Annotated in this window: 13 protein-coding genes; 2 read left to right on the top strand and 11 right to left on the bottom strand. The window is 65.6% G+C overall.

Annotation, left to right across the window (positions count from 1 at the left end):
• Positions 1-49: 49 nt before the first annotated feature.
• The 4 genes from G6N54_RS21585 to G6N54_RS21570 form a co-directional block, all read right to left on the bottom strand.
• On the bottom strand, positions 50-349 hold the full coding sequence (locus tag G6N54_RS21585; protein WP_163791858.1) for a hypothetical protein: 300 nt from the start codon (positions 347-349) through the stop codon (positions 50-52).
• 77 nt (positions 350-426) lie between these two features.
• Positions 427-1,485 carry a 4-hydroxy-2-oxovalerate aldolase gene (dmpG, locus tag G6N54_RS21580; protein WP_163791856.1) on the bottom strand — a complete coding sequence of 353 codons (1,059 nt, stop codon included), beginning with the start codon at positions 1,483-1,485 and terminating at the stop codon, positions 427-429.
• Complete coding sequence (locus G6N54_RS21575; RefSeq protein WP_163791854.1) at positions 1,482-2,396, bottom strand: acetaldehyde dehydrogenase (acetylating); 915 nt, start codon at positions 2,394-2,396, stop codon at positions 1,482-1,484. The genes dmpG and G6N54_RS21575 overlap by 4 nt, the downstream gene beginning before the upstream one ends.
• Positions 2,397-2,441: 45 nt before the next feature.
• Positions 2,442-3,227 (bottom strand): 2-keto-4-pentenoate hydratase, encoded by a 786-nt coding sequence (locus G6N54_RS21570; RefSeq protein WP_163791852.1) that lies wholly within the window; start codon positions 3,225-3,227, stop codon positions 2,442-2,444.
• Between the two features lie 72 nt (positions 3,228-3,299).
• Between G6N54_RS21570 and kstD the strand changes: the two genes are divergently transcribed.
• Together kstD and G6N54_RS21560 are read left to right on the top strand one after the other, a co-directional pair.
• Positions 3,300-4,994: a 3-oxosteroid 1-dehydrogenase gene (gene kstD, locus G6N54_RS21565; protein ID WP_163791851.1), complete on the top strand. Its 1,695-nt coding sequence runs from the start codon at positions 3,300-3,302 to the stop codon at positions 4,992-4,994.
• A 1-nt stretch (position 4,995) separates the two neighbouring features.
• On the top strand, positions 4,996-5,856 hold the full coding sequence (locus tag G6N54_RS21560) for a MaoC family dehydratase (protein WP_163791849.1): 861 nt from the start codon (positions 4,996-4,998) through the stop codon (positions 5,854-5,856).
• 67 nt (positions 5,857-5,923) lie between these two features.
• Here G6N54_RS21560 and G6N54_RS21555 read toward each other — a convergent pair whose 3' ends face one another.
• The 7 genes from G6N54_RS21555 to G6N54_RS21525 all read right to left on the bottom strand — a co-directional run bounded on the left by G6N54_RS21555 (position 5,924) and on the right by G6N54_RS21525 (position 12,812).
• Positions 5,924-6,763, bottom strand: coding sequence for a hypothetical protein (locus G6N54_RS21555; protein ID WP_163791847.1), 840 nt, complete (start codon positions 6,761-6,763; stop codon positions 5,924-5,926).
• A 117-nt stretch (positions 6,764-6,880) separates the two neighbouring features.
• The gene (locus tag G6N54_RS21550; protein ID WP_163791846.1) at positions 6,881-8,050 is read right to left on the bottom strand and encodes a lipid-transfer protein; all 1,170 of its coding nucleotides are present in this window, start codon (positions 8,048-8,050) and stop codon (positions 6,881-6,883) included.
• Positions 8,050-8,451: a MaoC family dehydratase gene (locus tag G6N54_RS21545; protein WP_163791843.1), complete on the bottom strand. Its 402-nt coding sequence runs from the start codon at positions 8,449-8,451 to the stop codon at positions 8,050-8,052. Before G6N54_RS21545 ends, G6N54_RS21550 begins: the two co-directional genes overlap by 1 nt.
• Positions 8,448-9,398, bottom strand: a complete 951-nt coding sequence (locus tag G6N54_RS21540; RefSeq protein ID WP_163791841.1) for a bifunctional MaoC family dehydratase N-terminal/OB-fold nucleic acid binding domain-containing protein — start codon at positions 9,396-9,398, stop codon at positions 8,448-8,450. The genes G6N54_RS21545 and G6N54_RS21540 overlap by 4 nt, the downstream gene beginning before the upstream one ends.
• Positions 9,395-10,558, bottom strand: coding sequence for an acyl-CoA dehydrogenase FadE29 (fadE29, locus tag G6N54_RS21535; RefSeq protein WP_163791839.1), 1,164 nt, complete (start codon positions 10,556-10,558; stop codon positions 9,395-9,397). The genes G6N54_RS21540 and fadE29 overlap by 4 nt, the downstream gene beginning before the upstream one ends.
• Positions 10,549-11,562, bottom strand: a complete 1,014-nt coding sequence (locus G6N54_RS21530) for an acyl-CoA dehydrogenase family protein (protein ID WP_163791837.1) — start codon at positions 11,560-11,562, stop codon at positions 10,549-10,551. Before G6N54_RS21530 ends, fadE29 begins: the two co-directional genes overlap by 10 nt.
• A complete protein-coding gene (locus tag G6N54_RS21525; RefSeq protein ID WP_163791835.1) occupies positions 11,562-12,812 on the bottom strand; it encodes a cytochrome P450 in 1,251 nt (416 codons plus the stop codon). The genes G6N54_RS21530 and G6N54_RS21525 overlap by 1 nt, the downstream gene beginning before the upstream one ends.
• Between the last annotated feature and the right edge of the window lie 24 nt (positions 12,813-12,836).

Below are 12,836 nucleotides of genomic sequence, written 5' to 3'. Positions count from 1 at the left end.
CGCGTCGTCGAGGGCGTTTACCGACTTGAAAGACTAGCCCGCCCGATCGCTACGAGGTGCACTGCTGCGAGAGGTCGATCAGGTGCTGGCGGACATCCGGATGCCGATTCAGATAGTCCATCACGTTCGGGCTGCCGCCCTCCGCCGCAGACTTGGCGGACAGCGTCTGCTTCACGTCGGGATGCCGAATCAGATACGCGTTGATGGAATCACCGACGGTCTGGTTACACGGATCCGCGTTCGCCACCGGCAGTGCGATCACTGTCGCGGCGGTTGCGGTAAGTAGCCCCCCGGCGAGCAGGCCGTACAGTCCACGGCGACGCGGGCCGCGTGTGTTGGATGTGCTCATGCGGGCCAGATTACCGACGTCAGCTATGCGCGGGCTGTGTCCCAGCAAAGCGAAGCCGGTGCGTTACACCGGCGGGGTCAGCGCGTTACCGCGGCGCCGGTGTCGCGCTCGCGTTTGATCTCCAGCGCGATGTCGATCAGCTGGTCTTCCTGACCGCCGATCAGCTTGCGCTGGCCCGCCCGGTGCAACAGTTCGTGGGCCGGGACGCCGTACCGCTCACCCTGACGGACGGCGTGCTTGAGGAAGCTCGAGTAGACCCCGGAGTAGCCCATGATCAGCGCGTTGCGGTCCAGCAGGCATTCGGTCGGCATGGCCGGGCGCACCACGTCCTCGGCGGCGTCGGCGATGTCGAAGAAGTCGATGCCCGTCTTGACGCCGATCTTGTCGAACACGCCGATCAGGGCCTCGACCGGCGCGTTGCCCGCACCGGCTCCGAACCGGCGCACGCTGCCGTCGATCTGCTTGGCACCCGCGCGCACGGCCTCGACCGAGTTGGCCACGCCGAGCCCGAGGTTCTCGTGCCCGTGGAAACCGACCTGGGCATCGTCGCCGAGTTCGGCGACCAGGGCCGACACCCGATCGGCGACACCGTCGAGCACCAGGGCTCCGGCGGAGTCGACGACGTAGACACACTGGCAGCCGGCATCAGCCATGATGCGGGCCTGGGCGGCCAGCTTCTCCGGCGAAATGGTGTGCGCCATCATCAGGAATCCGACGGTCTCCAGGCCCAGCTCGCGGGCCAGGCCGAAGTGCTGGATCGAGACGTCGGCCTCGGTGCAATGCGTGGCGATCCGGCAGATCGACCCGCCATTGTCCTGGGCCTCTTTGATGTCCTCTTTGGTTCCCACGCCCGGCAGCATCAAGAACGCGATCTTGGCTTCCTTGGCCGTCTGGGCGGCGAGTTTGATCAGCTCCTGCTCGGGGGTCTTGGAGAAGCCGTAGTTGAACGACGAGCCGCCCAGTCCGTCGCCGTGGGTCACCTCGATCACCGGCACCCCGGCCGCGTCGAGGGCCGCCACGATCGCTTGGACCTCTTCCTTGGTGAACTGATGGCGCTTGTGGTGGGAGCCGTCGCGCAGCGACGTATCCGTCATGCGGACGTCCCACACCGGGTTGAAGAAGATGTCGGTGGTCATGATTGCGCTCCTGTGACCGCGAGGGTCTCCTTGGCGATCTCTTCGCCGACCTTGGTAGCCGCGGCCGTCATGATGTCGAGGTTTCCCGCATACGGCGGCAGGTAATCGCCGGCGCCCTCGACCTCGACGAACGTCGTCACCACATGGTTGCCGCCGTTGACAACCGACGGTTCGTCGAACTGCGGGTCGTTGAGTAGCCGGTAACCGGGGACGTAGGTCTGCACTTCGGCCACCACATCGCGGATGGACTGGGTGATCGCGTCGTGGTCGGCGTCGTCAGGGATGGCACAGAAGATGGTGTCGCGCATGATCATCGGCGGGTCGGCCGGGTTCAGGATGATGATCGCCTTGCCGCGCTGGGCACCGCCGATGGTCTCGACGCCCTTGCTGGTGGTCTTGGTGAACTCGTCGATATTGGCGCGGGTGCCCGGCCCCGCCGAGACCGACGACACCGAGGCGACGATCTCGGCGTAGGGCACCTCGACGACGCGACTGACCGCGTAGACGATCGGGATCGTCGCCTGTCCCCCGCAGGTGATCATGTTGACGTTCGGGGCGTCGAGGTGTTGGCGCAGGTTCGCCGGCGGGATGACGGCCGGGCCCACCGCGGCCGGCGTCAGGTCGATGGCCCGGATACCGGCAGCTTCGTATTTCGGCGCCGCATCCCGGTGCACGTACGCGCTGGTGGCCTCGAACACCAGGTCGGGCTTCTCGGACTGGGCCAGCAGCCAGTCCACGCCCTCGTGGGTGGTCTCCAAGCCCAGCTTGCGGGCCCGCGCCAGGCCTTCGCTTTCCGGGTCGATGCCCACCATCCAGCGCGGTTCCAACCAATCGGATCGCAGCAACTTGTACAGCAGGTCGGTGCTGATATTTCCCGACCCGACAATGGCCACGCTTGCCTTCGACGGCATGATGCTCCTTTTTCGAAGCGTTAAATCAACTGATCTAATCCGAGCCTATTCAAACGACAAATGGACTGAGCCCAGCCCCGCGAACTCCGCGACGAAGTCGTCACCGGGACGCACGTCGATCGCCTTCGTGCACGATCCGGGCAGCACCACGTCGCCCTTGCGCAGCCTGACCCCGAAGCTCTCGACCTTGCGGGCCAGCCAAGCCACCGCGGTCACCGGGTTGCCCAGCACGGCGTCGCTGCGACCCTCGGCGATCACCTCGCCGTTGCGAGTCAGCACCGCGTCGATCGTCTTGACGTCGATGTCGGCCGGTTTTGCCCGGGCCTTGCCGAGGACGAAACCGGCCGACGAGGCATTGTCGGCGATGGTGTCGCACAACGCGATCTTCCAGTCGGTGATCCGGGTGTCGATCAACTCAATCGACGGGACCAGCGCCTCGGTGGCCGCCAGCACGTCGTCCTCGGTGCAGCCCGCACCCGGCAGGTCGTCGGCCAGGATGAAACCGACCTCGACCTCGACCCGCGGGTACAGGTAGTTGCCCGCCTTGACCGGGGTGTCCTCGAAGACCTGCATCTCGTCGAGCAGGTGGCCATAGTCCGGCTCGTCGACGCCCATCATCTGCTGCATCGCCTTGCTGGACAGGCCGACTTTGTGGCCCAGCACTCGGGCCCCCTCGGCGACCCGTTGCCGTATGTTGATCAGCTGGATTTCGTATGCGTCGACGACGTCGATGTCGGGGTGGGCGGACGTGAGCGGAGCGATCGGCTCACGGCTGCGCTCGGCTTGCGCCAGGTCGGCAGCCAGCTCGTCGCGGATCGCAACACTGAGCATTTACCGAAGTCCCCTCGTTCGTTTGACCGGGCCGGTAGCGGCCAGCCCGGCCAATTCTATAACGTGTTCTACATGACAGCGCAGGAGTACGACGTCGTCGTGGTCGGCAGCGGCGGAGCCGGCATGGTGGCTGCCCTCGCCGCCGCGCACCGAGGCCTTTCGACACTAGTCATCGAAAAGGCCCCACATTTCGGCGGCTCCACCGCACGCTCGGGGGGCGGCGTCTGGATCCCGAACAACGAGGTCCTCAAGCGCGACGGCGTGCGTGACACCCCCGAGGCTGCCCGCACATACCTGCACGGAATCGTCGGCGACCGGTCGGTCAGCGGGGTCGAGCCGGAGCGCATCGACACCTACCTGCAGCGCGGTCCCGAGATGCTGTCGTTCGTGCTGAAGAACACGCCATTGAAGATGTGCTGGGTGCCGAAATACTCCGACTACTACCCCGAGGCGCCCGGCGGCCGCGCGGAGGGGCGCTCGATCGAACCCAAGCCGTTCGATGCGCGCAAGCTGGGGCCCGATGAGGGCGGGCTGGAACCGGCCTACGGCAAGGTACCGCTCAATGTGGTTGTGATGCAGCAGGACTACGTGCGTCTGAACATGCTCAAGCGGCACCCGCGGGGAGTGCTGCGCAGCTTGAAGGTCGGCGCGCGCACGATGTGGGCGAAGAGCACCGGCAAAAACCTGGTCGGCATGGGGCGCGCGTTGATTGCGCCGTTGCGAATCGGGCTGCAGCGCGCCGGCGTTCCGGTGCAGCTGAACACCGCTTTGACCGATCTGTACGTCGAGGACGGCGTCGTTCGGGGCGTTTACGTCCGCTCCGCCGGCGAGTCCGAATCGGTTGAACCGCAGCTGATCCGGGCCCGGCGCGGAGTGATCCTGGCCAGCGGCGGCTTCGAGCACAACGAGCAGATGCGGGTGAAGTACCAGCGCGCGCCGATCACCACCGAATGGACGGTTGGCGCCAAAGCCAACACCGGTGACGGCATCATTGCCGGCGAAAAGGTCGGCGCCGCACTGGATATCATGGAGGACGCCTGGTGGGGTCCGACGGTTCCGCTAGTCGGCGCGCCGTGGTTTGCGCTGTCGGAGCGCAACTCGCCGGGGTCGATCATCGTCAACATGTCCGGCAAACGGTTCATGAACGAGTCGATGCCCTACGTCGAGGCCTGTCATCACATGTACGGCGGAGAATTCGGTCAGGGGCCCGGCCCGGGCGAGAACATTCCGGCCTGGTTGGTATTCGACCAACAGTACCGCGACCGCTATATCTTCGCGGGACTACAACCGGGACAACGTATTCCGACCAAGTGGATGGAATCCGGCGTCATCATCAAGGCCGACACGCTCGAAGAGCTGGCCGCGCAGGCCGGTTTACCTGTCGCCGAGTTCTCGGCTACCGTGGCGCGATTCAACGGCTTCGCCCGCACCGGCGTCGATGAGGACTTCCGCCGCGGCGAGAGCGCGTACGACAGGTACTACGGCGACCCCACCAACAAGCCCAATCCGAACCTCGGGGAGCTCACCCACGCACCGTATTACGCCGCCAAGATGGTGCCCGGCGACCTGGGGACGAAGGGCGGCATCCGCACCGACGTCCACGCCCGCGCGCTGCGCGACGACGGCAGCATCATCGACGGCCTGTACGCCGCGGGCAACGTCAGTGCACCGGTGATGGGGCACACCTACCCGGGTCCGGGCGGCACCATCGGGCCGGCGATGACCTTCGGGTACCTTGCCGCGCTGCACATCGCAGGAGAGAACTGATATGCCGATCGATGTAGACGTCGCGCTGGCCGCCGAGCTAGAGCCCCTCGAATTCTCTTGGAGCAGTAGCGATATCCAGCTTTACCACCTTGGCCTGGGTGCCGGTGCCGACCCGATGGACCCGCGCGAGTTGCGCTACCTGATCGACGACACCCCGCAGGTGCTGCCGACGTTCGGCAACGTCGCGGCGTCGTTCCACATGACCAAGCCGCCGACGGTGCAATTCCCCGGCATCGACATCGAGCTGGGCAAGGTGCTGCACGCCAGCGAGCGGATCGAGGTGCCCGGGCCGCTACCGCCGTCCGGTTCCGCCACGGCCGTCACCCGGTTCACCGATATCTGGGACAAAGGCAAGGCAGCGGTGATCTGGAGCGAGACGACGGCGTCGGCTCCCGACGGCACCGTGCTGTGGACGCAGCGACGGTCGATCTTCGCGCGCGGTGAGGGCGGATTCGGTGGCGAGCGCGGGCCTTCGTCGTCGGATGGGGCGCCCGATGGGGCCCCGGACCTCGAGGTCGATATGCCCTTGTTGCCGCAGCAGGCGCTGCTGTACCGGCTGTGCGGTGATCGCAACCCGCTGCACTCCGACCCCGAATTCGCTGCTGCCGCAGGATTTTCCCAGCCGATTCTGCACGGCCTGTGCACCTACGGCATGACCTGCAAGGCGATCACCGACGCGCTGCTGGACGGGGATGCCGGTGCGGTGGCCGCCTATGGGGCGCGCTTTTCGGGTGTGGCGTTCCCCGGCGAGACACTGCGGGTCAACGTGTGGAAGGAAGACGGCCGCTTCGTGGCCGCTGTCGTTGCGCCCTCGCGCGACAACGCGGTGGTGCTGTCCGGCGTCGAGTTGGTCCCGGCCTAGCGTTTGGCGCTTCCTCAAGCCGAGCGCGCGGCCAGCCGCACTCTGGCGCTCGAACGTGCGGCCAGCTTCACGTTCGACGTGCGCGGGCTGCCCGGACGCGGCGAATGATGTCAGGCGGACGATCGCCCACCACCACGCGGACCACGATCCAGCCTAAGCCCTCGATCGCTTCCAACCGCCGGATATCACGCTTGTACTGCCAGCGATCATTCCGATGCTGTTCGCCGTCGTATTCGACCGCGACTTTGATGTCCTCCCAGCCCATGTCTAGATGCGCGATCGCACTGCCAAATTCGTCGACGACAGGAATCTGCGTCTGGGGCCGCGGCAAGCCTGCCCGGATCAAGACAATGCGAAGCCATGACTCTTTCGGCGACTGTGCGCCCGCGTCGAATAGGCCCGCCGCCTCCCGTGCCTGGGCGATGCCGCGGCGTCCCGGGTACCTCTTGGTGAGCAATTCAACATCGGCAGCCTTGACCTCAGCTGCTCTCGCGAGCGCGTCGATACCCGCCACAGCAGTCGTGGTCGGGTACCAACACCCCAGGTCGAGGGCTGTCCTTGCGAGCGATGTCACCGCGACGCCGCCAATCACCTCGACTTCGTCCGCCTCGATGAGGTCTCCGTGAGTCTGGATTCCCGGCACGCGGTGGCGATGGATGTGAATCAATTCCGCCACTTTTCGGTCATCCACCCATTTGCTGCCGTGCAGCGCAGCCGCCGAAAACCCGGCCACCACTCCTCGCCGTCCGCTCCACAGCCACCCGGCCTTCGCCGTCAGCGCGGCCGTGACTTCAGTGTCAGGATCGACATACACGTTTCTGAATAGCCGCCTATAGCGTCTATTCAACTGACTCTTGGTCACCGTACCGAGGGCGATTGCCTCAGTTCCGATGAATGGTTCGCCCATCGCCGCAGCGTCGCATGCCCTACCGTCGACGTCACTTCACTCGACGAACGCGCGGCCAGCTTCGCGCTCGGCAGCGAACGCGCGGCTGGCCGCACGTTCGGCCGAGAGGCCCGACGCCTAGCCGAGAATCAATCCGGAGGTGGGCACACCTGTTCCGGCGGTGACGAGTACGTGCTCGACGTCGGGCACTGGGTTCACCGAGGTGCCTCGCAGTTGCCGCACACCCTCCGCAATACCGTTCATGCCGTGGATGTAGGCCTCGCCGAGTTGGCCGCCGTGGGTGTTGATGGGTAGTCGCCCGCCCACCTCGACCGCACCGTCGGCGATGAAGTCCTTGGCCTCGCCGCGACCGCAGAAACCCAACTCCTCCAACTGAATCAGCGTGAACGGCGTGAAGTGGTCGTAGAGCACCGCCGTCTGAATGTCGGCCGGCGACAGCCCCGACTGGGACCACAGCTGCCGACCCACCACACCCATCTCGGGCAGGCCCAGTTCGGGGCGGTAGTAGCTGACCATCGTGTACTGATCGGGGCTGGAGCCTTGCGAAGCCGCCTCGATGACCGCCGGCCGATGCTTGAGATCCTTCGCACGCTCCGCCGACGTCACCACGATCGCGACGGCCCCGTCGGTCTCCTGACAGCAGTCCAGCAGCCGCAGCGGCTCGGCGATCCACCGCGAATTCTGGTGGTCTTCAATGGTGATCGGCTTCTCGTAGAAGTAAGCCTTCGGGTTCTTGGCGGCGTGTTTGCGATCGGCCACCGAGATGGCGCCGAAGTCCCGGCTGGTCGCACCGGACCAGTGCATGTAGCGCTGAGCGATCATCGCGACCTGCGCCGCCGGCGTCGACAGCCCGTGCGGATACGAGAAGGAATTGTCGGCTGCCGTCGAATCAGCTTGTACGCCAACATCTCCCACCAGCCGCGTCTGCACCTGACCGAACCGCATACCGGACCGCTCGTTGAACGCCCGATACGCCACCACGACATCGGCCACACCCGTCGCGACGGCCATCGCGGCATGCTGAACCGTCCCGCACGCGGCACCACCGCCATAGTGGGTCTGCGAGAAGAACGTCAGCTCGCCGATGCCGGCCGCCCGCGCGACGGCGATCTCTTTGTTCGTGTCCATCGTGAAAGTGGTCAGCCCGTCGACATCCGACGGCGAAAGTCCCGCGTCGTCCAACGCATCGAGAACCGCCTCGGCCGCCAAGCGCAGCTCGCTACGCCCGGAGTCCTTGGAGAAGTCGGTGGCGCCGATGCCGACGATCGCTGCCTTACCCGACAACATCAGGAACCCCCGATCGTCAGCGTCACGTTCGCGATGACGTGATCGCCAAGGCTGTTGCGACCGAACACCTTCAACGTGATCAGGCCATCGTCGATGGCGGTCACCTCACCCGAGAAGGTGACGGTGTCGTAGGCATACCACGGCACTCCGAGCCGCAGCCCGATCGATTTGATCAGCGCCGTCGGACCAGCCCAGTCGGTGACGTAGCGCTGCACCAGCCCGGTGTCGGTGAGGATGTTGACGAAGATGTCCTTGGACCCCTTGGCTTGCGCCAGGTCCCGGTCGTGGTGCACGTCCTGAAAGTCCCTGGTGGCCAGGGCTGTTGAGATGATGAAGGTCGGTGAACCCTCCAGCTTCAGCTCAGGCAGCACGGTACCCACTTCAACAACAGGTGCGCTCATGCGTCGGGCTCCCAGGCGTAAAGGGTCCACTCCGGGCCGGAGTCGCCAGCCGGGAAGTCGATATAGGTTGCGCGAACGGGCATTCCGATTTTGATCGCGGCATGGTCGACGTCGCGCAGCTCGCCCAGCATGCGGACGCCCTCTTCCAGTTCGACCAGCGCGATCACGAAAGGCAGCGTGCGGCCCGGCACCTTCGGCGCGTGGTGCACGACGTAGCTGTACACCGTGCCACGACCGCTGGCCACCACATAGTCGATGGGCTCGGCCTTGTCCTGCCACACCGCCGGAACCGGCGGGTGCTGCAGGCTGCCGTCCGCGAGACGCTGAACACGCAACTCGTGAGCTTTGACGCCCTCCCAGAAGAAGGCGGTGTCACGCGACATCGCCGGACGCATCATGGCGTCGGCGTCCAGGTCCTCCGGCACGGACGACGCCGAACCGGCCTCGCGCGGCTTGAACTTCAAAATGCGCCAAGCCATCTCGGCGACGTTCTCGTCGCCCACCCGCCAGGTGATGTGCTGGTTGATGAACCAACCCTCGCCGAGCCCGGTCTGCTTGGGACCGACCACGTCGCGCATCTCCGAATGAATGGTGACCTGCTCGCCGGGCCGCAGATACCGGTGATAAGTCTGCTCGCAGTTGGTCGCGACCACGCCGATGTAGCCGGCGTCGTCGAACAGCTGCATGATCGGACCCATCGGGTCGTCGGTGGGACGTTCACCGCCCAGGCCGAACATCGTCCACACCTGAATCATGGCCGGCGGCGCGACGATTCCGGGATGCCCGGCAGCCTTGGCGGCAGCCTCGTCGACATAGATCGGGTTCGCGTCGCCGAGCGCCTCGACCCAGTTCTTGATCGTCGGCTGATTCACCGGATCCCGAGCGTCGCGCGGCTTGGCGACGACGGTGGCGGTGATCTCCGCAACCGCTTCCTTGATATCGGTCATCGAGGCACCCTCGGCACTTTGAGGCCGGATGCCGCGATCATTTCGCGCATCACTTCGTTCACGCCTCCACCGAAGGTAATCACCAGATTGCGCTTGGTCTGCGAGTCGAGCCACTCGAGCAGCTCCGCGGTGTCCGACTCGGCCGGGTTGCCGTATTTGCCGACGATCTCTTCGGCGAGACGGCCGATGTACTGAATCTTCTCGGTGCCGAAGACTTTCGTCGACGCCGCATCGGCCACGTTGATGTCCTCGCCGGCCGCGGCCACCTGCCAGTTGAGCAGCTCGTTGATCCGCCACATCGAGTAGATCTCACCGAGCGCCCGCTTGACGTCGGAGTGATCGATTGGCGTGACGCCGTCGCCACCGGGTTTGGACGCCCACGCGTGCAACCGGTCGTAGATGCCGGCGGTACGACCCGCCGGGCCGAGCATCACGCGCTCATTGTTGAGCTGGGTGGTGATCAGCCGCCATCCGCCGTTCTCCTCGCCGACCAGCATGTCGGCGGGCACCCGCACGTCGTTGTAGTACGTGGCGTTCGTGTGGTGGGCCCCGTCGGACAGAATGATCGGCGTCCAGGAGTAGCCGGGATCCTTGGTGTCGACGATCAGGATCGAAATACCCTTGTGCTTAACGGCTTCCGGGTCGGTGCGACAGGCCAGCCAGATGTAGTCGGCGTCGTGCGCGCCGGTGGTGAAGATCTTCTGGCCGTTGACGATGTATTCATCACCCTGGCGTATGGCGGTGGTACGCAGCGAGGCCAGGTCGGTGCCGGCCTCCGGCTCGGTGTAGCCGATCGCGAAGTGCACCTCGCCGGCCAGAATGGCGGGCAGGAACTTCTTCTTCTGCTCCTCGCTGCCGAACTGCTGCAACGCGGGACCGACCGTCTGCAGCGTCACCGCCGGCAGCGGCACGTCGGCGCGGTGCGCCTCGTTGACGAAGATCGACTGCTCGATCGGGCCGAAACCCAAGCCGCCGAACTCTTTTGGCCAGCCCACGCCGAGCTTGCCGTCCTGCCCCATGCGCTTGATCACCGCGCGATAGGCCTCGTTGTGGCGGTCGGACTCCATCGCCTTCGCCTCGTCGGGCGAGATCAGATTCGAGAAGTATTCGCGGAGCTCCGCTTGCAGCGCACGCTGCTCGGGAGTCAGGTCTATGAACATTGCGCTCCCACCAGGTCGAGTCGATGAGACGACCCGCCCAGCAGGCGGGCCAGGTCTTTGATCGTCGAGTAGTACCGGTGCATGGGGTAGGTGATGTCCATGCCCATCCCGCCGTGCAGGTGATGGCAGATCTGCATCACCGGCGGGGCCTGCGACGTGATCCAGTACCCGAGCACGTCGAGATCTTCGTCGGCGTCCCGGCCTTCGGACAGGCGCCACACCACCGACTTCGCCGCCAAATCGATGGTGCGCGAAGCGATGTAGACCTCGGCCAGCTGCGCGGCGACCGTTTGGAAGGTCGACAGCGGCTTGCCGAACTGCTTGCGTCCGGCCACGTAATCCGCGGTCAGCCGCAGCGCCCCGGCCACCAGCCCGTCGGTGAAGGCGCCGATCGCCGCCAGCGCCAACTCGTTGACGCGGCGGGCGGTGGCGCCGGCCAGCACGTCGGTGTCGGGAACCGCGACCGCGGCGAACCTCACCGTGTACTCGTCGGAGCCGTTCGACGTCGGGGTCCGAACCAGCTCGACACCTTCGGCCTTCGGCGACACCACGACGACCGAGTTGTCGGCCGTCACGATCATCCAATCCGCTTGTTCTGCATACGCGACACCGACTTTGGTGCCCGACAGCCGACCGTCGGCGAAGGTGGTGGTGGGCCGGTCGGGCAGCGCCGAACCGGGCTCGTTGAGCGCCGCGGTCAGCACGCCACCCTTGGCGACAGCCGCTAGGAACCGGTCCTGCTGTTCCTCGGACGCCAGATCTACCAGCGGCACTACGCCGAAGCCCAGCGTGGCCAGTGCCGGCGTGATCGCGCCGTGGCGCCCCGCTTCGGTCAAGACCGTGGCGACCTCGGGCAGTCCCACGCCGTCGCCACCGAGACGTTCGGGCACCGGAAGCGCCGTCACACCTCCGCCGACCAAAGCATCCCAGCCCAAATCCTTTTCGAGTACCGACGTTGCCACATCGGCGACAGCCTGCTGCGTTGCAGTGAGATCGAAATCCATCAGGACGTAACCGCGCTCTTTCCGGTGTAGTCGACCTGCCAGTGTTTGATGCCGTTGAGCCATCCCGACCGTAGCCGCTCGGGCTCGCCGATCGACTTGATATCCGGCATCTGATCGGCAACCGCGTTGAAGATCAGATTAATCGTCATGCGGGCGAGGTTCGCGCCGATGCAGTAGTGAGCACCGGTGCCGCCGAATCCGACGTGCGGGTTGGGGTCGCGCAGGATGTTGAAGCGGTGCGGGTCCTCGAAGACCTCTTCGTCGAAGTTCGCCGATCGGTACGACATCACCACCCGCTGCCCCGCCTTGATCAGCACGCCACCCAACTCGATGTCCTCGTTGGCGGTGCGCTGGAACGCCGAGACCGGGGTCGCCCACCGGATGATCTCGTCGGCCGCGGTGGCCGGGCGCTCCTTTTTGAACAGCTCCCACTGATCGGGGTTGTTCGCGAACGCGATCATGCCGTGGGTGATCGAGTTACGGGTGGTCTCGTTGCCCGCCACCGCGAGCATCACCACGAAGAACCCGAACTCGTCGTCGGAGAGCTTCTCGCCGTCGATGTCGGCCTGGATCAGCGTGGTGACGATGTCGTCGGTGGGATTCTCGTTGCGCTCGGCCGCCATCGCCATCGCGTACATGATCAGTTCCATCGACGATTGCGCGGGGTCGACGGTGGCGTACTCGGGGTCGGTGCCGCCGGTCATCTCGTTGGACCAGCGGAAGAGCTTGTCGCGGTCTTCCTGGGGAACACCGAGCAGTCCCGCGATGGCTTGCAGCGGCAGCTCGCACGAGACCTGTTCGACGAAATCGCCGCTACCCTCACTCGCCGCGGTCTTGGCGATGTTCTCGGCCCGCTGGGCCAGTTCAGCTTGCAAGCGACCGATTGCCCGTGGCGTGAATCCGCGGGAGATGATCTTGCGCAGCCGGGTGTGGTGCGGCGCGTCCATGTTGAGCATGACGCTGCGCTGCAGCTCGACCTGCTCACGCTTCATCTCCGGCGGCCAGGTCGGGATGGCACCGTTTTGCCAGCTCGAGAAGACGTCGCTGCGTCGCGACACCTCCTTGACGTCGGCGTGCTTGGTGACGATCCAGTAGCCGTTGTCCTCGAAGCCGCCCGAACCGCCCGGGATGTCGACCCAGTGGATCGGCTCCGCTTTACGTAGCGCGGCGAGCTCCTCGACGGGCAGCCCGGCGAGGTTGACGTCGGGGTCAAGGAAGTCGAAGTCGGAAGGAATGTTGGGGGGTGCCATGTAGAGTGCGCTCCTTTTACAACA

The organism is Mycobacterium stomatepiae (assembly GCF_010731715.1).
Taxonomy (GTDB): domain Bacteria; phylum Actinomycetota; class Actinomycetes; order Mycobacteriales; family Mycobacteriaceae; genus Mycobacterium; species Mycobacterium stomatepiae.
Note: the sequence above shows the minus strand (reverse complement) of the source record. Positions and strands in the feature narration are given on the sequence as shown.